Below are 18,268 nucleotides of genomic sequence, written 5' to 3'. Positions count from 1 at the left end.
TCCGGTGTCGGCGGCTGCCCGCGCAGCCGGGGTGGTGGGCGGAGAAGGCCGGGTCAGGGGCCGATCGGGGCGCTCGTGGCGGCGAAGCGGCTGCGGTAGTCGGCGGGCGCGACGCCGAGGACGCGGAGGAACGCCCGGCGCATCGTCTCCGCGGTCCCGAAGCCGCAGTTGCGCGCGACCGCGTCGATGCCGGCGGCACCGGACTCCAGGAGGGCGCGGGCTGCGCCGACGCGTGCCTGCTCGACGTAGCGGCCCGGGGGCAGGCCGGTTTCCGCAGTGAAGCGGCGGGCGAAGTGCCGTTCGCTCATCGCGGCCCGCCGGGCCAGGGCGGGAACGGACAGGTCCGCGGCGGGATCGGCATCGATGAGCTCCAGGACGGCGCGCAGCGCGGGCGGGCCGATGCGCCGGGTGCGGGTCCATGCACTGAATTGGGACTGGCCGCCCGGGCGGCGGAGGAAGACGACGAGGTGGCGGCCCACGGTACGCGCAGCCTCGACTCCGAGGTCCTCTTCGACGAGGGCGAGCGCGAGGTCGATGCCCGCGGTGACGCCGGCCGAGGTGGCGAGCGTGCCGTCCCGCACGAAGATCGCGTCGGGTTCGACGCGGACCTCCGGGTGGGCTTCGGCGAGCTGGTCGCAGAACGCCCAGTGGGTGGTGGCGCGGTGGCCGTCGGCCAGGCCGGCGGCGGCGAGGATCAGGGTTCCGGTGCAGACGGCGGCGGTGCGCTGCGCGCCGGCGGCAAGGCGGCGGATCTCGGCCAGGAACCGCGGCTCATCCGCCGCGGTCCAGGTCCCCCAGCCGCCGACGACGAGCAGAGTGTGCGGGGGGTCGGCGGCGGCGAGGTCGGTATCGGCGGCGATGCGGGTACCGGAGGCGGCGGTCGCGGAGCCGCCGCCGAGGACGGCGGTGCGCACGCGGTAGCCGCCGTCCTGAGCGGCGTAGGAGGCGCCGGTGAGGACGTCGACGGGGCCGGCCATGTCGAGGAGTTGGAAGCGGTCGAAGAGGACGACGAGGACGTCGCGCACGGCACCGCTGCTCTGCGTCTCCATGCGGCAAGTATCCGGAGGCTGCGGCCGCGGCGGCAATGACGTGCACCCCTCGCTTTCGGCCAGGAAGGGCCGGCGGACACGGGCTGCGGCCTTGTCGTGCGGGCGGCGGCGACGGAGACTCGGAGCAGCCGACGGCAGGGAGCCGCATGCTCTATCGGAAGAGTGTCTGGATCGACGCAGCGCCGGAAGTGGTCTGGGCGGTGCTGGCGGACGTGGGTGGCTGGGCCGCCTGGACGCCGACGGTGGATTCAGTGCTGCTGCCGGACGGCGAGGGGCTGCGGCCCGGCCTGGCGGTCGAGCTCAGCCAGCCGGGGCGCGGTGTCGTGCGCTACCTGGTGACCGAGGTGGCGGAGGGGAAGTCGTTCGCCTGGCGCCGGACGGCCCCGGGCACGGTCGAGGAGGCCGTCCACGCAGTCGAGCCGGACGGCGCGGGCACCGCCGCCACGCTCACCTTCCGCGTCTCCGGCCCGCTCGGCCGCGTCGCCGGACTCGCCGCCGCAACGACCATCCGCCGCATGGTCGACCAGGAGGCGGAGGGCCTCCGCACAGCAGCGGAAGGCCGATAGGGGCCTGTGCCGTCCCGGCTCGTCCGAGTGGCATGCCGATGCCGCCGAACAGCGGACCTCTGCGCGGCGGCCCGAGCTGGGCCATGAGCAATGACGTCACTTGCCGTAGTGGTACCTGCAGGCGGCGATTCTTATCTCGTCCTCGTTCAGCTTGTACACGAGCCGGTGCTCATCGGTGATGCGCCGGGACCAGTAGCCCTGGAAGCCGTGCCGCAGCGGTTCCGGCTTTCCCATGCCCTCGTTGCCATTGCGGGCGATGTCCTCGATAAGGGCGTTGATGCGTTTGAGGATCTTGCGATCCTGCCCCTGCCACCAGACGTAGTCTTCCCAAGCGCTTTCCGCCCATACGAGCTTCACCCGTTCAGCTCCCGATCGATGCCGCGGCCGGACTCCAGCTCTTCGATCGCGGTCACCAGGCGACGGGCGTTCTCGGGGCTGCGAAGGAGGTAGGCAGTCTCCCGCAGAGTCTCGTATTCAGACAGCGCCACCATGACTACGGGTTCTCTTCCGGCTCTCGTGATGACGACCTCTTCGCGATCGTCGGTCACCGAGTCGAGCGTGGCGGCGTAGTTCGCGCGGGACTCGGAATAGGTGATGGTCTTCATGGTGGGCTCCCTCTCGAGACCGAAACGCACGCTCATTGTACAAGAAATTGTACGTTCTTCCCACCCTCCGCGTCCAGAATCACCGCCGACGCGAGGATCCGGTTACTCCGCGGCCTGCGCCGCGTCATAGCGCATCCGCGCCGCGGACACCGCTCCGCGGTGTTCCTCGGCCCATCGGGTCATGCCCGCCAAGTGGGTGTAGAGCTCGCCGACTGTTGGGAGCACGGACGGCCTGCAGGCGGCGGCATAGACCGGTGCCGCAGTGGTGGGCGCGGGCGCACTGCTCAGCCTGCTGCTCCCGCGCCGCTGAGCACGCCGTTGGGCCGCTCCGCCCGAGCGCGCAGCAGGAGGGCCGGGGCGTGATCGCTCCGGCCTCCGCCGCGGTGCGCGGAGAGCGGCGCTCCCGCTGCACCGCTTCCGCGGTGCAGCCCTCGGGAACCGCCGGCGGCCTCAGCCGACCCCGGCGCCCTGCGCGCGCTCGGCCAGGACCTCGTCGGCCGCACGCCATCCGCTGCTCAGCGCGCCTTCCAGCGTGCTGTTCTCCGGGAAGCCGGCGGTCTCGGCCGCGGCCCAGTGCACCGGGCCGCTCGCCTCCCGCATCAGCGGCCCGTACTCGGTGAGGAACCCCGGCGGCGCCGGCGACTGGTAGGCCCGCGAGTACAGTCCGGGCCCGGCCTCGGATTCGGCGATGGCCAGCGGCGACGCCGCCTCGTGGCCCAGGGCGGCCTCCAGGTTCTCCAGCAGGACCGCCCGGTGCCGCTGCGGGTTCTCCACGATCTCCTGGTCCGCGCCGAGCGGGCTCGCCGCGCCGAAGGAGTAGGTGTGCGCGATCAGCCGGCCGAACGCGCCGTCAGACGGACTGTCGTCCCAGGTGTGCGCGGGGATCCCCTCGTCCACGTGCACGTCGCCGGAGAGGCCCGCGTCCAGCCAGAACGGGCGCTCGTAGATCACTTCGGTACGCAGGATCTCGCCCTGCGGCCACTCCCGCTGGAAGCGTCGGCGGCTCGGCGCCGCCTCGGGGCGGAACGCGATCTGGTAGGCGTCGGCCGGCGACAGCGCCATGATGATGCGGTCGGCCGCCAGGTCGCCCCAGTCGCCGGAGAGCACGATGCGCTGCCCGGACGCGTCGATGGTCCGCACGTGGCAGCCGGTGCGGACGTCAACGCCGTCGTCGGACTCCGCCGCCTCAGCTGCCCGCTCGGCGAGCAGCAGCGGGTCGAGCCGGAGCGGGTGGGCGTCCTCCACCCGGGTGGGGCCGATGTGCGCGAGCATCCACAGCATGCTGATGCGCTCGGCCGGCACGCCCGCCTCGATGGTGAGGTGCTCCTCCAGCAGGGTGAGCAGCTCGGGGTCGGCGGAGTGGTCGCGCAGCCACGCGTGGACCGTCTGCTCGTCCAGCTCGACGGCCTTGGGGTGCCGCCACGGGCAGGCGAAGTCCATCTTGCCGGCCATCCGCGCGACCCGGCTCATCAGCAAATCGGTGCGGAGCCGCGTCCACCACGTCACGTCGAGCGGGATGTTGTCCTCGCTGACGTGGGTGTCACCGTCGGTGTCCAGCACGAGGTCGTCGAAGGACGCCAGCGGAGTGGTGTCCTCCACGGTGACACCGAGCTCCTCGGCCAGCGCGCGCAGCCGCCGGTCGGCCTTGCGCAGCCACATGCTGCCGGGCGGGTAGCCGCCCAGATCGGCGTCGGCCATCACGGTGGCCCGGCCACCGGTGCGCTCCGCGCCCTCCAGGACCGCCACGGGACCGACGCCCGCAGCGCTCAGCCGCCGAGCGGCGACGAGCCCGGACAACCCACCACCGACTACCGCGACCTCGACCTGCTCCATTGCCCTCTCACCTCTTGCCGAGCGGACCTCGGATCCGGGCTCCGGCCGGACCCCGGACCGCCGATCGTAGCCCCTGCAGCGGCCCGGCACGCACCGCCCCGCGCGGAGCGCCTCCGGCGCCCGAATCCGAGCGCCGTCTCTCGTCATACCGCCCGTGACCGCGGCTAATCCCCCGCTCCGCCCTCCTCGGCGACCTGAACCGGACGCCCGCACCGGGAACCCGCTCCCCCGCCTCGCTCCGCCCCCGGGAGCACCGCCCGCCACAGCGGCCTGCGCCGCAGGGCCCGGCGGCCGCCGCGGTGCGCGCGTCCCTCTCAGGGCGGAGGAACGCCTTCAGCCCGAAGAGTGATGCGGGGTGTGCGCTGCGTAGGGAGAATCGACGGCGTGAGCACAGACCAGGACGGCCGCGGCCCGCTCGCCGGGCGGGCGGCCGGCGGCACGGAGCCCGTCGCCACTGCCGCGGGCGCCGCACCCTCCGGAGCTCCGGGGACCGGAGAGCCGATGCCGGCGGCCGCGCGGCGCCGGATCGGCGCCCTGGACGCCCTGCGCGGGTTCGCCCTCTGCGGCATCATCTTCATCAACATCCCGCAGACGCTGGACATGTTCGCGTTCCCCAGCGAGATGCCCGATGCGCTCCGGGTCCTCGTCTTCGGCCGCTTCTACCCGATCTTCTTCCTGCTGTTCGGCGTCGGCTTCGGACTGTTGCTGCGTTCGGCCGAGCGCCGCTCGGACCGGCCCCGCGTGCTCCTCCTCCGCCGGTTCGCCGCACTCGCCGCTGCCGGCGCCCTCCTCCACCTCATCCAGCCGGGCGAGGTGCTGCTGCCGTTCGCGGTCGCCGGCACCGCCGTCCTGCTCCCGCTGAGCTTCGCTCCGGCCCGCTGGGCGGTGCGGGCCGCGGTTCTGCTCACCGCGGCAGGTGTTGCCGCCGGGGTCGGCGGGTTCGGCCTGATGCCGGGGCTGCTCGCCGCCGGCTACGCACTGGCACGGGCCGGCGCGGCCGACGCGGTGGAGCACCGTCCGGGCCGGGTCGCCGCCGCCCTGGCATCGGCGGCCATCGCGACCGGGGTCGGGTTCGCGCTGGTCGGCGCCGACCTGCCCGCGCTCGTCCAGCCCCGGATCGGCGCACTGCTCGCACTGGCCATAGCGGCCGTCTACGCGTGCGCGTTCCTGCTGCTCCTGCGCACCCCCGCCGGACCCGCCGTCAGCGCAGCGCTCTCCCCGATGGGGCGGCTCGCGCTGACCAACTACGTCACCGCCGCTCTCCTCTTCGTGCCGGCGGGCCGCCTGCTCGGGCTCGCCGGATCGGACGCGTGGGGCGCTGCGGCGCTCCTCGGCACCGCCATCCTGCTCGTACAGGCTGCGGCAAGCGCACTGTGGCTCCGGCGCTACGCGTTCGGACCCCTCGAATGGGCCTGGCGCTGCCTCACCTACTGGCAGCGCCTGCCCCTGCGCCGCAGCTGACCGGAGCCGCTCGCGCAGCTCCGCGCGGCCGCTACAGGGGGCCGCCCGGTCCGACGCCGTAGACGCGGCGGACGGCGGAGACGTCCCGGCCGTCCAGGCCCCGGGCCTCGGCCGTGCGGAACGCACGGCGGGCCGCCTCGCTCACCGGCAGCTCTCCCGGGGGCGTCCCGCTGTCCTGGTGGGCCAGGCGCAGGTCTTTGAGGGCGTGCCGAAGCGGAAAGCGCGCGCCGTCGTCGCCGCCGAGCATGGCGCGCGCCTTCTCGATCGCGTAGGGCATGCCGAGCGGGCCCTTCTCCAGCACGCTGAGCAGCTCTTCGCCGGACAGCCCCAGTCGGTCGGCGAGCTCCAGGCACTCGGCGGCCATCACCGTGGCCGTCGCCATCCAGTCGTTGACGACCAGCTTGAGCCGGTTGCCCGCGCCCGCCGGCCCCACCCAGAGCAGGGTGCCCAGGAAGAACAGCACTTCGCCGGCGCGCGGCTGCAGCGCGAGGTCACCCGAGCCGAGGACCAGCAGCCGCCCCTCCTCGGCCGGCCCGGTGCTGCCGGACACCGGCGCGTCGACGAAGTCCAGCCCGGCGCGTTCGGCGACCACCGCGAGCCGGTCCGCCCCTTCCGCGCCGACCGTGCCCATCTGCAGCCACATCGGGGCGCTGCCAGCGGGGAACGGGCCCAGGCCGGAGACGACCTCTTCGGCCGCTGCCGCGTCGGTGACGACGGTGATCAGGTGGGTGGCTCCGGCCGCGGCCCCGGCCGGCGAGTCCGCGACGGTGGCGCCGCGCTCTGCCAGCGCCTCGGCCTTGGCCCGGGTGCGGTTCCACACGGCCACCGGCACCCGCTCGCGCAGCAGCCGGTCGGCGATGGCCGTACCGAGGTGCCCGGTGCCGAGCAGCGCGACCCGGACGTCGGCCCGCGGCTCGCCCGGTTGATGCAGGGGATGCACGGGCTGATGGGTGTGGTGGGCCGACTGCTCCGACACGCTGCCCCCTCGGTCGACGGCTGACGCCACGACCCTAACCAGCGCAAACACGCCTTCCAGAACGGCGCGCCGCGGCACCGGGGCACGGAGCGGCCCGAGTGGCTCCCGGCGGGGGAAGCAGGGCCTCCGGGGCGTCAGGCGGCTTCGCGGGTGCGGGCGGAGCCGTCTTCGCCGTCGCCGGGGCGGGAGCCGCCCGGTGTCCGGCTCCGGTCAGAGCGGCCGGGGCCGGCCGGCGCCGAACCGCTGCGCTGGGCGGTGCCGGACTCGTCGTCGCCGCTGTCCTCGGCGGCATCGGCAGTGCGGCCGCCGTCGACCGCCGACCAGAAGCTGCCGCCGTACCAGGGCCACCACAGCGTGGTGCGGCCGGCGGGGATCAGCGCATCGAGCCGCATCACGATCCGCAGCGACAGGCCGCCGGCGATCATCCCGGTCACGAGGTCGGTGAACCAGTGGAAGTGCAGGAACGCCGAGACGGCGAACTGGAGCGCCGCGATGACGACGATGGTGGCGAACAGCCGGCGCACGATGTGCGGCCGTGCGACGCCGTACCGGATGATGAGGAAGAGCACGAGCCCGTAGATGAGCACGGCGTTGGCCCCGTGGCCGGAGGGGAAGGAGACCCCGCCGGCGTCGTTGAAGAATGCGGGGTCTCCGGCGCGCGGATGGTTCCGGCCCAGCAGCAGCTTCATCGATGCGACGAGGCTCATCATGCCCACCACGCCCACACCGGACAGGATGATCGGGCGCCACGAGCGGAACCAGTACGCGAGCTGCAGCGATGCCACTGCCAGCACCGGGATCGCCACGAATCGCGAGGCGACGTTGTCCGGCCACAGGATGAGGAACACGCGGACCTCGTCCCAGTAGGGGCGCGGCGCCTCGTTCACGAACCGGTCGATCGGGTGCAGCGGGCCGGCTGAGAGCATGGTCATGGTGATGAGCAGCACGGCCATCGCGATCGCGGTCTTGTCGGACGCGATTCCCCACGCGATCTCGCTCACACTCGGCCACCGCACGGGGCCCTTGTCGCCCTGGGGGCTGCGCTCCGGCCTGCGCACGGATGCGCCGGTCAGGGCAGCGACGGCCCTGCTGTGTCTAGGGTGCCGGTGCGAGGAGGGATCCGCTGTCGGCGTCGGCTTCGACCGGGTCCGCGATAGGTGCATCATGGGTGCTCAGTGCTGTCTCACTTTTCGTGGGCTGGCCTGCGGCACTGCTGTGCTTTCGGGGGGACGGGCTCGCCGCTCTCGGATGGGTGGTTCCTGTAGCTTCTCCGACCTGCGCTGTGCGGAGGGTGGGCCGGTTGCAGGGGGCATCGGGGGACGGCGCGGGCCGGCGCGAGGGCAGAGCGCCGTGGCCTTCCGGGACGTTCCGCGGCCGCCGCCTCATGCCAGGCGCGCGGGCCGGGGCCCCGCGGCTCCGCCGTCGCGGCGGGCCTATCGGTCGCCGGGCGGGGGACACCGTGTCCACGTTACCCGGCTCTGAACGAACATTTCCGACAGGAGAGCATAGCGCCCTGCGCCGCAGCGCACCGCGACGGCCCGTTGATTACGATCGTCCCACCTCGCGCTTTGCCGTCCGGTCAGGGGACACGGGGGTGATGTTCATCCCGTTCCACCCGGCGGTCCGCCCGGCCGCCCGACCGGACGGCGCGCCCGCTTGGCACTATCGCGGGGGCGCCCGCCGCTGCGCCCCGGCGGCACGCGGAGCCGCAGCGGGCACCGTGGAGCAGGCCGGCAGAGTAAAGCAGACGAACAGCAGAAAGGCCGCCGATGGTCGACCGATCCGACACTCCTGGCGATGAGGGTTCGCTTGCGCGCAACCCCCTCCGGGAGCAGATCCGCCGGGTCCTCGTGGACGGTCTGCTGTCCGGCCGCTGGAAGCCGGGCGAGCGGATCGTCGAGCGCCGCATCGCCGCCGAGCTCGCCGTGAGCCAGGCCCCCGTCCGCGAGGCGCTCCGCGAACTGGAGACGCTCCGCCTCATCGAGTCCGTCCCGAACAAGGGCGCCCGGGTCCGGGAGTTCGGTGTCGCCGACATGGCGGAGATCTATCCCGTCCGGGCCGGGCTCGAACGCGTCGCGGCCGAACTCGCCGCAGACCGGCTCGCCGAAGACCCTTCCCGGCTGTCCGGATCGGTGGAGGCGCTGCGCCGCGCAACCGCCCAGGGCGACGTCGAGGAGCAGATCCGGCACAGCGTCGGCTTCCACCGCGAGATCGTGGCCGCCGCGCGCAACGGCGTGCTGCTGCACACCTGGGAGTCCCTCGGCGTCGAGGTGTGGACCCGCCTCTCGGTGCGCTGGCTCAACATGGAGCTGCACGCCAAGGCCGCCGACCACGCCGAGATCACCGAGGCGTTCGTCCGCCGCGATCCGGGCGTGGGGCGGATGCTCAGTGACCACGTGCACAACTATGTCGACGCGGCGATGCGGACCCGCGCCGCGAACGGCTGAGCGGCAGCCGCCGCAGCACGCCGCCGACGTCGCAGCGGGATTCGGCCCGCCGCAACCCGGCACGGCAGCCGGATGCGATGTCCCGTTCGCCCCGTATCCTGAGTAGGAGTCGGATTGATCGATCATCGATCAATCCGTAGAGTGTGGGCGACACACATCACAACAGAACGTGCAGCCCCTCGCCACCCCGCCCTGCGGACCGTGGCACTCCGCAGGCCGCGAATGGTCGGGCCCCCGCGGGGAATCGAGGAACACAGGGAGCGGACCCTCGACCAGCCACCGAGGCCGCGCCATTCGCACACAAGCCACCAGCGAGCAGCCGCGAGCGCGCCCGACGAGCCCGGGCCCGCGCTCCGCTCCCGGGCACCCGCGCGCGGGCGCCCGGGGTGCCGGCTCCGCAGCGGCCACCGCCGCTGCGGAACCGCTCGATGCACGTAGAAAGGCACCAGCATGGCTGACACGGCCAAGCCGAAGGGCGGCGGTTCCGCCGGGAGCGCCTCCCGGCGCCGGCGCAACCGCAAGGACGACACCCCCGACGTCTCCGCAGAGCAGCCCAAGGTGCTCCTCGACTACTACCGGCAGATGCTGCTCATCCGCCGCTTCGAGGAGCGGACCGCGCAGGCCTACACCCAGGCGCGGATCGGCGGCTACTGCCACCTGAACCTCGGCGAAGAGGCGACCGTCGTCGGCCTCATGACGGCGCTGAAGAGCGACGACTACCTCTTCACCAACTACCGCGACCACGGCTACGCAATCGCCAAGGGCATGAGCCCGCGCAGCGTCATGGCCGAGCTCTACGGACGCACCACCGGCGTCTCCAAGGGCTGGGGCGGGTCCATGCACATGTTCGACACCGAGACCCGCATGCTCGGCGGCTACGGCATCGTCGGCGGCCAGGTTCCGCTCGCCACCGGCGCGGCCCTCGCCGTCAACTACCGCGGCGGCAGCGAAGTCGTCATGTGCCAGATGGGCGACGGCACCACCAACATCGGCGCCTGGCACGAGTCGCTGAACATCGCGGCACTGTGGGACCTGCCCATCGTGTTCGTGGTGATCAACAACTTCACCGGCATGGGCACCACCGTCGAGCGGTCCTCCGCAGAGCCCGAGCTGTACAAGCGCGGCTCGGCCTACCGCATCGAAGGCGTGCGCGTCGACGGGCGCGACGTCCTCGCCGTCCGCGACGCCGCTGCCGACCTCGTCGAGCGCGCCCGCACCGAGCAGCGCCCGTTCATCCTGGAAGCCACCAGCTACCGGATGAAGGGCCACTCCGTCGTCGACCCGGCCAAGTACCGGACCGAGGAGCAGACGACCGAGGCGCGCGCCCAGGAGAACGACCCGATCGCGCTCTTCCGCGCGGCCCTGACCGAGTCCGGTGTGCTCACCGACGAGGCCGAGGCCGAGATCGCCGAGTCCGTCAAGGCCGAAGTGGCCGACGCCGCCGACTTCGCCGAGAACAGCCCGAACCCCGAGGTGTCGACACTGTTCGACTACACCTACGCCACCCCGGTGGCGAACGAGTCGCGCCGCATGCCCGCCGACCCGGTGTTCGCCGAGCAGTAAAGGAGCGGGTTCATGTCCACCATTACCTACCGCCAGTCCCTGCGGGACACCCTCCGCGCCGAGATGCTGCGCGACGACAACGTCTTCGTCATGGGCGAAGAGATCGGCGTCTTCGAGGGCTCGTACAAGATCACCGAGGGCCTGCTCAAGGAGTTCGGCGAGAAGCGCGTCCGGGATACCCCGATCGCCGAGGAAGGCTTCGTCGGCGCCGCCATCGGCGCCGCGATGCTCGGCCTGCGCCCGGTCGTCGAGCTGATGACGATCAACTTCTCGCTCATCGCGATCGACCAGATCGTCAACCACGCCGCGAAGATCTACGGCATGTTCGGCGGCCAGACCAGCGTGCCCATGGTCATCCGCACCCCCGGGGGCGGCGGCCAGCAGCTCGGCGCCACGCACTCGCAGAACATCGAGCTGTACTACTCGTTCGTGCCGGGCCTCAAGGTCCTCGCGCCCAGCACGCCGGCCGACGCCGCCTCCATGCTGCGCGCCGCGGTCCGCGACAACGACCCGGTGCTCTTCCTGGAGAACCTCGGCCTCTACAACTCCAAGGGCGAGGTGCCGGACGGCGACGAGAGCGTCGCCGAGATCGGCCGCGCCGCGGTGACCCGCGAGGGCACCGACATCACCCTCATCGGCTACTCCCGGATGGCGGTCGCCGCCACCCAGGTCGCCGAGCGGCTCGCCGAAGAGGGCATCAGCGTCGAGGTCGTCGACCTGCGCAGTCTCCGCCCGCTAGACCGGGAGACCGTCGTAGAGTCCGTGCGCAAGACCAATTGCGCGGTCATCTGCGAAGACGACTGGCTGACCTACGGCATCGGCGCCGAGATCGCCGCCTCCATCCAGGAGGGCGCCTTCGACTACCTCGACGCCCCGGTCCGGCGCGTCGCCATGGCCGAGGTTCCGATGCCCTACGCCAAACCGCTGGAGACCGCGGCGCTTCCGTCGATCGACTCGATCACCGCCGCCGTCAAGGAGACCCTGGACGCCGTCGGCCGGCGCGTGGGTTAGGGGAGACTGATGTCTGAGATCTACATGCCGCGCCTCTCCGACACCATGGAGGAAGGCGTCATCAGCTCGTGGACCAAGAAGGTCGGCGACAAGGTCTCCTCCGGTGACGTGCTGGTCGAAATCGAGACCGATAAGGCCGTCATGGAGTACGAGGCCTACGAGGACGGCTACCTGGTCCGCCAGGACGCCGCCGAGGGCGACACCGTACCGATCGGCCAGGTCATCGGCGTGATCGGCGAGACGCCCGACGCCGTTCCCGAGGCGCCCGCGAGCGGTGGCGCGCCGTCGGCGCCCGCCGAGGCGGCGCCGGCCGAAACGGCCGCTCCGGCTGAAGAGCCGGCTCCGGCCCCGGCCGCCGCTCCGCAGGGTCCGGCACCATCCGGCGAGGAGGGCGCGGCGCGCCCGCGCACCTCGCCGCTGGCCCGCCGGCTCGCCAAGGAGTACGGCCTCGACATCGAGCAGATCCAGGGCAGCGGACCCAAGGGCCGCATCGTCCGGGCCGACATCGAGGCCGCCCGCAGCCAGGGCACCGCCCAGGCCGCTCCGGCCGCAGCCCCGGCAGCAGCGGCACCGTCCGCTCCGGCGGCAGCACCGGCCGCCTCCGACGACCTGCGCGCGTCGGAGGAGCTCAAGGTCAGCCAGATGCGGAAGACCATCGCGCGCCGCATGGTGGAGTCGAAGCAGGAGGCTCCGCACTTCTACCTGCGCCGCACGATCGACGCCGAAGAGCTCAGGGCGTTCCGCGCGCAGATCAACGCGCAGCTCGCCGACACCGGATCCAAGATCAGCTTCAACGACCTCATCGTCAAGGCCGCCGCGACCACGCTCAAGGCGCACCCCGAGGTCAACCGCTCCTGGATCGACGGGAAGCTGCTCCAGCACCACCGGATCAACGTCGGCGTCGCCGTCGCCATCGACGAGGGCCTTGTGGTTCCCGTCCTGCACGACACCGACAAGGCCACGCTCACCGACATCTCGGCCGACACCCGCGAGCTCGCGGGCAAGGCCCGGGACGGCAAGCTGAAGCCGCAGGACATGGCCGGCGGCACGTTCAGTGTCAGCAACCTGGGCATGTTCGGCATCGACAGCTTCTCCGCGGTGATCAACACCCCCGAGCCGGCGATCCTGGCGGTCGGGGCGATGAAGCCGACCCCGGTGGTGCGCGACGGCGAGGTCGTCGCCCGGAACACCATCGCCCTGGAGCTGTCCGTCGACCACCGCGCGGTGGACGGCGCCGTGGGTGCCGCGTTCCTGAAGGATCTGGCGGAGGTGTTGGAGAACCCGATGCAGATCATCCTGTAGGGAGGCGTTCCCGAAGGACCTGGCGGAGGTGTTGGACAGCACCACCACAAACAGGGCCGACGCGAACCACCCTGCAGGAAGGCGTTCCCGAAGGACCTGGCGGAGGTGTTGGGCAGCACCGCCACAGACAGGGCCGACGCGAACCACCCTGCAGGAAGGCGCTCCCGAAGGACCTGGCGGAGGTGTTGGACAGCACCACCACAAACAGGGCCGACGCGAACCACCCTGCAGGGCCGCGCTCCCGAACGGCCTTTTGCGGCGCCCGTCCTGGAACGAGGTCGGGCGCCGCTTTCGTTGTCCGAGCATGCCCTCACTACCCGAATCCGCAGCATCGTCCGCACCGAACCCGGCTTCCGCACCCGACACCGTGCGGCCGGCCACCGCCGCCGACCTCCCCGCCATCGCCGACACGCTCGGCGCGGCCTTCACCGACTACGCCTGGTGCCGCTGGTCGCTCCCGGATGAGGGCTACGCCGAACGGCTGCGGGCCGTGCAGCGGTACTTCGCCGCTGAGGTCGGGCTGCCGTACGGGAAGGTCTGGACGGCGGACTCCGGGGCCGCCGTTGCGGTGTGGAGCACCCCGGACCGCACGCCGCCGCCGGACGTCTTCACCGCGGACGAGATCACTGCGCTCTACGGCGACCGCGGTTCCGCGGTCGCCGAGGCCGAAGCAGTGCTCGACCGGTACCGTCCGCAGTACCCGTGCTGGTTCCTGGCCACCGTCGGGGTGCGGCCGGAAGAGCAGGGGCGGGGGCTCGGCCGCGCCGTGCTGGCACCGGGGATCCAGGGCGCTCAGGCAGCAGGGGTCCCGGCGTTCCTGGAGACGGCCTCGCTGGACAACGTCGCCCTCTACCAGCGCCTCGGTTTCCGGGTGACCGCCGAGGTCGAGCTCCCGGGCGGGGCTCCGCGGACCTGGTGCATGGAGCGCTCGCCCGCCACCTGACCGCCGCCGCGGAGCCGCACGCCGGAGCGGGCGCCGTTCCACGTGAAACAACACGGCGGATTCTCGGAGCCGGTGGCGGGTACGGGGCGGATGCGCGATGGTGGTGATCCGCCGCGGGCCGCTCCCCTGCTGCTCCGCCGCCCGCGCGCCACGTGACGCCCCCTCTCCTCCGGAGAGCGGGGCAGCCCGATGCCCCTCGACGCGAAGGATGCGCCCGTGAGTGCCCCCGCCCCCTCGCCCGCTGCCGTTCCGGCCACCGGTGTGGCCGTCGTCCCCGGCCCGGACTGGTCACTGACCTTCGTCCAACGGGCTGACGGGCCGCGCGCTGGGCACTGGCTCCTCCCCGGAGCACAGGCCGCGGAGGGCGAGCCGCCGGAGCAGGCGGCCCGGCGCGGCGCTGACGAGGCAGGCCTGCACGTCGGTGCGCTCGCCCCGATCGCGATCTATGAGGTGCGCGGGAGCGACGGCGGCTCCGACTACCACGAATGGCTGCACGTCTACCGGTCCCTGCACCCGTGCCCGATGGACCCGGACGCGCACGCCGAAGGCGCCGAAGTCGAGCAGGTCCACCCGCGCGACCTGCTTCCGCACCCGACGGACATGCGGATCCTCTGCGACGCCGAACTCGCCGACTACGACCCGGTCCTCATCCGCCGGCTGCTCTCCGCCGACGGCGTGCTCATCCGCCGGGTGGACGGCGACTAGGCGCTGGCGGAGGCCTTCTCCGCTCCGCTCCTTCCGGCGGGCCCTCGGCCGCCACCGCCGTCATCCTTGTGGCCGATGGCAGCGGGGCGCTGCACGGTTAGGCTGCCAACGCCATGGGGCCCGGAGCTCCTGGGCACCGGCCAGCCGCGCCTCCGCAGCGCCGCGCTCCGCCGGCCGACGGACTACCGAGGGGCCGCCATGACCGACCGGACCGCCGCCGTGCCCGCACCCACGGCCGCGCCCTCCGAGGCGGGGCCTGCCCACCCCGTATCGTCCTTCGCGACCTGGGGCCTGGTCGCCGCCTGGGCGGTACACGATCTGGAGGAGCTGGCCACGATGCCCGGCTGGGCGCGGCGGGCGCGCCCGCGGCTGGAGCGGGCTGTCCCGTGGCTGCCCGGCGCGGTATGGGACCGCCTTGACACGGACCGGGCGCACGCGGCGGCGGCGATCGGGCTCACGGGGGCCGTCATGCTCGCCGCCTCGGCCGACGGCGCGCGGACCGGCGGACGCAGCGCCTTCTACCAGGCCGCCCTCACCGGCTTCGGCCTGCACACCGCCACCCACCTGGCATCCGCCGCCGTATTGCGCGGGTACACGCCGGGCGTCGTGACCGCGCCGCTCGTCGCCGCGCCCTTCACCGTTCTCGCGCTGCGCCACCTGCGCCGGGCGGGCGTGCCTGCCGCGGGACCGCGCATCTCCGCAGCCGCCTTCGCGCTCTTTCCCGTGGTTCTGGCCGGTGTCCACGCCGGGGCCGCCGGCGTGGTGTCCCTGCACCGGGCTCGGGGAAAGCGGGCCGCCGGGCCTGACGGGCTACCAGCGAACAGGGCAGAGTCAATGCTGCGTGCCCCATCCGGCCAAACCGAAGGGGACGTACCAATCCGGTCGCGGCACCGCGTGTATCCGTCCTGAGCACTCCGTAGCCGACCGCGCTGTTCCGTATGCTCCGGATGCCGGGGCGGGGCGGGCCGCCCCCTGCGCGCCGGAGCGGCGGTTGCCGATGCGATTCCCGGCGGGCACAACCGCCACACGTATGCCACGGGACACACCGCGCGCGATTCCGATTCGACCGGGAGTGGTCAAGCCGACTCGCGCATTCGCCTCCGGGGTGCGCGGCGCGCTGCTTTACTGGAGGCATGGGCGAGCGTTGGCAGGACCGCTTCCGTGCGGGCAGGATCAGTCTCCCTAGCTGGGCCCGAGAGGCCCCCGACCACTCCCTCTTCCGCAGCAACTCCAGCGGCACCTGGGAGCTCTACGCCTGGAACCGCGCGACCGGCGAGCAGCGGCAGGCCACCAAGCGCCCCAACGGCACCGAGGCCGGCGTCCTCGACCCCGCGGGCGCGTGGATCTGGTGGTTCGACGACACCGACGGCGACGAGTTCGGCGCGTGGCGCCGGCAGCCCTTCACCGGCGGGCCCGAAGAGACCGCCGCTCCCGGCCTCGCCCCGTCCTACATGGCAGGCGTGGCACTCGGCGGCACCCGGGCACTAGTGGGGCGCTCGACCGACGACGGTTTCAGCGTCCACCTGAGCCGGCCGGGCCGCGAGCCGACCACCCTCTACCAGCACCGCCAGGAAGGCTTCCTCACCGACCTCTCCGACGACGAGGAGCTCTTCGCGCTGGCGCACAGCGAACACGGCGACTCCCGGCACATGGCCGTCCGGGTCTACCGGCTGCGCGCGAGTGACGCCCCCGGCGCTCCGGTCGCCTCCGGCGCGCTCACCGCCGAGCCCGTCGCCGACCTGTGGGACGGCGACGGCAAGGGCCTGTTCCCCATCGCGTTCGAGCCGGGCGGGCACCGGCTGCTCGTGCTGCACGAGCGGCGCGGCCGCACCGAGCCGCTCCTGTGGGACCCGGAGGCAGGCACCGAGCAGGAGGTCGCCCTCGGCCTCGACGGCGAGCTGTCGGCCGGCTGGACGGCCGACGGCACCGCGCTGCTCATCTCCCGCGACCACCGCGCCCGCACCGAGCTGTACCTGCACCACCTGGCCGCCGGAACCACCGAGCGGATCGCCACGCCGCCGGGCACGGTCTCCGCGGCGGCGACGCGGCCCGACGGCTCCATCGAGTACTCGTGGTCGAATTCCGCGCAGCCGCCGGTCGTGCGCAGCTCCGGCGGCTCCATCGTGCTGGCCCCGCCCGGTGCGCCCGCGCCCGCCTCGGTCACTGCGCGCGACGTGGACGTGGACGGCCCGGGCGGTCCCATCCACGCGCTGCTGTCACTGCCCGAATCCGGCACCGCGCCCTACCCCACCGTCTTCCTGGTGCACGGCGGCCCGCAGGCGCAGGACCTGGACGCGTTCGCGCCGGACGTCGCCGCCTGGGTCGACCACGGGTTCGCCGTCGTCCGGGTCAACTACCGCGGGTCCACCGGATACGGCAGTGCCTGGCGGGACGCCCTGGAGCGCCGGGTCGGCCTCACCGAGTTGGAGGATGTCAGCGCCGTCCGCGACTGGGCGGTCGCCGACGGCATCGCCGACCCCGAGCGGCTCGTCATCGAAGGCGCCTCGTGGGGCGGCTACCTGACGCTGCTCGCACTGGGCACCCGGCCCGCGGACTGGACGCTCGGCATCGCCGCAGTGCCCATCGCCGACTACGCCACCGCCTACGCCGACGAGATGGAGGCGCTGCGCGCCTTCGACCGCTCCATGTTCGGCGGCTCGCCCGACGAAGTACCGGAGAGGTACGAGCGCTCGTCGCCGATCAGCTACGCCGACCGGGTCGCGGTGCCCGTCCTGGTGCTGGCCGGCGAGAACGATCCGCGCTGCCCGATCCGCCAGATCGACCGCTATCTCGACCGGCTCACCGAACTCGGCACGCCCCACGAGGTGTACCGCTTCGATGCCGGCCACGGATCGTTCGTGGTGGAGGAGGGCATCCGCCAGGTGGGCACCGAACTCGACTTCGCCCTGAGAAACCTCGGCATGGCCCGGGAGGAGGCGCTTCCCGCAGAGCCGGCCTAGCCGATGGAGGAGCAGCCGCGCTACCAGTGGGTGGCGGAACAGCTCCGGCGGCCGATCCTCACCGGCGAGTTCCCTCCGGGGATGCGCCTGCCCTCGCGGTCCCGCCTCGCGCTCCGGCACGGGGTCAGCGAGCAGGTGTCGCGGCACGCACTGCGGCTCCTCGTCAGCGAAGGGCTGGTCGAGGCCCGGCCCGGCGCCGGGTACTTCGTACGGGAGGCCCCGCAGGCGCACCGCTTCGTGCGCACCGACCGATCCTCCGGCGGACTGGCACCACTGCGCCAGGGCAGCACCGACGTGACCGAGGAGCCTGCCGGCGAAGCCGTCGCCCGCCGGCTGAGACTGCGCGACGGCGACCCGGTCTACCGCAGCCGCTGCATCGGCAGCAGCGAGGGGCAGCCGGTGGCGCTGCACACCGCGTGGGAGCCCACCTCCCTCACCAACGGCACCCTGCGCTCGCCCTGCGACTCCGATCCGCGGCTCGGCCTGCTCGAACGGCTGCACGCGGCCGGCACCCTCATCGACCGCGTGGTCGAAGAGGTCGCCGTCCGGCCGCTGCAGGAGCCCGAGGCCGCCTACCTGCAGACCGCACCCGGGCTGCCCGCCCTGGTGGTGGAGCGGACCCACCTCAGTTCGGGGCGCCCGGTGCAGACCTCCGACCTCGTCTCCGCGGTCGACCACTGCCGGCTCGTCTACCGGCTCAGCCTCGCCCAGCCGCGCTTCCGCTGAGCACCGCCCCGGCAGCGTTCCCCGGAACGGCGGATGCCCCGCACACCCGGGGGCGTGCGGGGCATCCGCTCGGTGCTTCCGCACAGCGGGCGGGCCCGCTGTCCGGCGCAGCTGCCGCTGC

General features: G+C 73.1%; 17 protein-coding genes and 1 pseudogene. 11 read left to right on the top strand and 7 right to left on the bottom strand.

Features of this window, described 5'->3' with window-relative positions; genetic code table 11:
• Positions 1-53: 53 nt before the first annotated feature.
• Entirely contained in the window at positions 54-1,049 is a 996-nt protein-coding gene (locus tag ACYVGT_RS05825; RefSeq protein WP_460855372.1) for a GlxA family transcriptional regulator, read from the bottom strand.
• Between the two features lie 146 nt (positions 1,050-1,195).
• On the opposite strand from ACYVGT_RS05825, the gene ACYVGT_RS05820 reads away from it, so the two are divergent.
• Positions 1,196-1,615, top strand: coding sequence for an SRPBCC family protein (locus ACYVGT_RS05820; RefSeq protein WP_460855371.1), 420 nt, complete (start codon positions 1,196-1,198; stop codon positions 1,613-1,615).
• A gap of 96 nt (positions 1,616-1,711) precedes the next feature.
• Here the strand turns inward: ACYVGT_RS05820 and ACYVGT_RS05815 are convergent, their stop codons facing one another.
• From ACYVGT_RS05815 to ACYVGT_RS05800, 4 genes are all read right to left on the bottom strand, one after another.
• Positions 1,712-1,972 carry a Txe/YoeB family addiction module toxin gene (locus ACYVGT_RS05815; RefSeq protein ID WP_460855370.1) on the bottom strand — a complete coding sequence of 87 codons (261 nt, stop codon included), beginning with the start codon at positions 1,970-1,972 and terminating at the stop codon, positions 1,712-1,714.
• Complete coding sequence (locus tag ACYVGT_RS05810; RefSeq protein WP_460855369.1) at positions 1,969-2,220, bottom strand: type II toxin-antitoxin system Phd/YefM family antitoxin; 252 nt, start codon at positions 2,218-2,220, stop codon at positions 1,969-1,971. Before ACYVGT_RS05810 ends, ACYVGT_RS05815 begins: the two co-directional genes overlap by 4 nt.
• A gap of 102 nt (positions 2,221-2,322) precedes the next feature.
• The gene (locus tag ACYVGT_RS05805) at positions 2,323-2,445 is read right to left on the bottom strand and encodes a hypothetical protein (RefSeq protein ID WP_460855368.1); all 123 of its coding nucleotides are present in this window, start codon (positions 2,443-2,445) and stop codon (positions 2,323-2,325) included.
• 225 nt (positions 2,446-2,670) lie between these two features.
• A complete protein-coding gene (locus ACYVGT_RS05800; RefSeq protein WP_460855367.1) occupies positions 2,671-4,053 on the bottom strand; it encodes a flavin monoamine oxidase family protein in 1,383 nt (460 codons plus the stop codon).
• A gap of 384 nt (positions 4,054-4,437) precedes the next feature.
• Between ACYVGT_RS05800 and ACYVGT_RS05795 the strand changes: the two genes are divergently transcribed.
• On the top strand, positions 4,438-5,514 hold the full coding sequence (locus ACYVGT_RS05795; RefSeq protein WP_460855366.1) for a DUF418 domain-containing protein: 1,077 nt from the start codon (positions 4,438-4,440) through the stop codon (positions 5,512-5,514).
• A 31-nt stretch (positions 5,515-5,545) separates the two neighbouring features.
• On the opposite strand, the gene ACYVGT_RS05790 is transcribed toward ACYVGT_RS05795, so the two are convergent.
• Together ACYVGT_RS05790 and ACYVGT_RS05785 are read right to left on the bottom strand one after the other, a co-directional pair.
• Positions 5,546-6,454 (bottom strand): NAD(P)-dependent oxidoreductase, encoded by a 909-nt coding sequence (locus tag ACYVGT_RS05790; protein WP_460855365.1) that lies wholly within the window; start codon positions 6,452-6,454, stop codon positions 5,546-5,548.
• Between the two features lie 368 nt (positions 6,455-6,822).
• A pseudogene (locus tag ACYVGT_RS05785) lies at positions 6,823-7,491 on the bottom strand (phosphatase PAP2 family protein); the annotation flags it as partial.
• A 768-nt stretch (positions 7,492-8,259) separates the two neighbouring features.
• Here ACYVGT_RS05785 and ACYVGT_RS05780 point away from each other — a divergent pair.
• The 9 genes from ACYVGT_RS05780 (at position 8,260) to ACYVGT_RS05740 (ending at position 18,147) form a co-directional block, all read left to right on the top strand.
• Complete coding sequence (locus ACYVGT_RS05780) at positions 8,260-8,937, top strand: GntR family transcriptional regulator (RefSeq protein ID WP_460855364.1); 678 nt, start codon at positions 8,260-8,262, stop codon at positions 8,935-8,937.
• 450 nt (positions 8,938-9,387) lie between these two features.
• Entirely contained in the window at positions 9,388-10,500 is a 1,113-nt protein-coding gene (gene pdhA, locus ACYVGT_RS05775; RefSeq protein WP_460855363.1) for a pyruvate dehydrogenase (acetyl-transferring) E1 component subunit alpha, read from the top strand.
• A 12-nt stretch (positions 10,501-10,512) separates the two neighbouring features.
• On the top strand, positions 10,513-11,511 hold the full coding sequence (locus ACYVGT_RS05770; protein ID WP_460855362.1) for an alpha-ketoacid dehydrogenase subunit beta: 999 nt from the start codon (positions 10,513-10,515) through the stop codon (positions 11,509-11,511).
• A gap of 9 nt (positions 11,512-11,520) precedes the next feature.
• Complete coding sequence (locus tag ACYVGT_RS05765; protein WP_460855361.1) at positions 11,521-12,813, top strand: dihydrolipoamide acetyltransferase family protein; 1,293 nt, start codon at positions 11,521-11,523, stop codon at positions 12,811-12,813.
• Between the two features lie 304 nt (positions 12,814-13,117).
• Entirely contained in the window at positions 13,118-13,756 is a 639-nt protein-coding gene (locus ACYVGT_RS05760) for a GNAT family N-acetyltransferase (RefSeq protein ID WP_460855360.1), read from the top strand.
• A gap of 216 nt (positions 13,757-13,972) precedes the next feature.
• Complete coding sequence (locus ACYVGT_RS05755; RefSeq protein WP_460855359.1) at positions 13,973-14,461, top strand: NUDIX hydrolase; 489 nt, start codon at positions 13,973-13,975, stop codon at positions 14,459-14,461.
• A 198-nt stretch (positions 14,462-14,659) separates the two neighbouring features.
• On the top strand, positions 14,660-15,370 hold the full coding sequence (locus ACYVGT_RS05750) for an HXXEE domain-containing protein (RefSeq protein WP_460855358.1): 711 nt from the start codon (positions 14,660-14,662) through the stop codon (positions 15,368-15,370).
• Between the two features lie 224 nt (positions 15,371-15,594).
• Complete coding sequence (locus ACYVGT_RS05745; RefSeq protein WP_460855357.1) at positions 15,595-17,421, top strand: S9 family peptidase; 1,827 nt, start codon at positions 15,595-15,597, stop codon at positions 17,419-17,421.
• A gap of 3 nt (positions 17,422-17,424) precedes the next feature.
• The gene (locus tag ACYVGT_RS05740; protein ID WP_460855356.1) at positions 17,425-18,147 is read left to right on the top strand and encodes a GntR family transcriptional regulator; all 723 of its coding nucleotides are present in this window, start codon (positions 17,425-17,427) and stop codon (positions 18,145-18,147) included.
• Positions 18,148-18,268 lie beyond the last annotated feature (121 nt).

The organism is Nocardiopsis coralliicola (assembly GCF_054779695.1).
This window is presented reverse-complemented; position numbering and strand designations above follow the sequence as displayed.

What these genes read in the sequence shown, in the direction of transcription:
- ACYVGT_RS05765 (WP_460855361.1), top strand. Translation starts at nt 11,521, where the DNA reads ATGTCTGAGATCTACATGCCGCGCCTCTCCGACACCATGGAGGAAGGC.
- ACYVGT_RS05760 (WP_460855360.1), top strand. Translation starts at nt 13,118, where the DNA reads ATGCCCTCACTACCCGAATCCGCAGCATCGTCCGCACCGAACCCGGCT.
- ACYVGT_RS05810 (WP_460855369.1), bottom strand. Translation starts at nt 2,220, where the DNA reads ATGAAGACCATCACCTATTCCGAGTCCCGCGCGAACTACGCCGCCACG.
- ACYVGT_RS05780 (WP_460855364.1), top strand. Translation starts at nt 8,260, where the DNA reads ATGGTCGACCGATCCGACACTCCTGGCGATGAGGGTTCGCTTGCGCGC.
- pdhA (WP_460855363.1), top strand. Translation starts at nt 9,388, where the DNA reads ATGGCTGACACGGCCAAGCCGAAGGGCGGCGGTTCCGCCGGGAGCGCC.
- ACYVGT_RS05800 (WP_460855367.1), bottom strand. Translation starts at nt 4,053, where the DNA reads ATGGAGCAGGTCGAGGTCGCGGTAGTCGGTGGTGGGTTGTCCGGGCTC.
- ACYVGT_RS05750 (WP_460855358.1), top strand. Translation starts at nt 14,660, where the DNA reads ATGACCGACCGGACCGCCGCCGTGCCCGCACCCACGGCCGCGCCCTCC.
- ACYVGT_RS05770 (WP_460855362.1), top strand. Translation starts at nt 10,513, where the DNA reads ATGTCCACCATTACCTACCGCCAGTCCCTGCGGGACACCCTCCGCGCC.
- ACYVGT_RS05745 (WP_460855357.1), top strand. Translation starts at nt 15,595, where the DNA reads ATGGGCGAGCGTTGGCAGGACCGCTTCCGTGCGGGCAGGATCAGTCTC.
- ACYVGT_RS05825 (WP_460855372.1), bottom strand. Translation starts at nt 1,049, where the DNA reads ATGGAGACGCAGAGCAGCGGTGCCGTGCGCGACGTCCTCGTCGTCCTC.
- ACYVGT_RS05820 (WP_460855371.1), top strand. Translation starts at nt 1,196, where the DNA reads ATGCTCTATCGGAAGAGTGTCTGGATCGACGCAGCGCCGGAAGTGGTC.
- ACYVGT_RS05740 (WP_460855356.1), top strand. Translation starts at nt 17,425, where the DNA reads ATGGAGGAGCAGCCGCGCTACCAGTGGGTGGCGGAACAGCTCCGGCGG.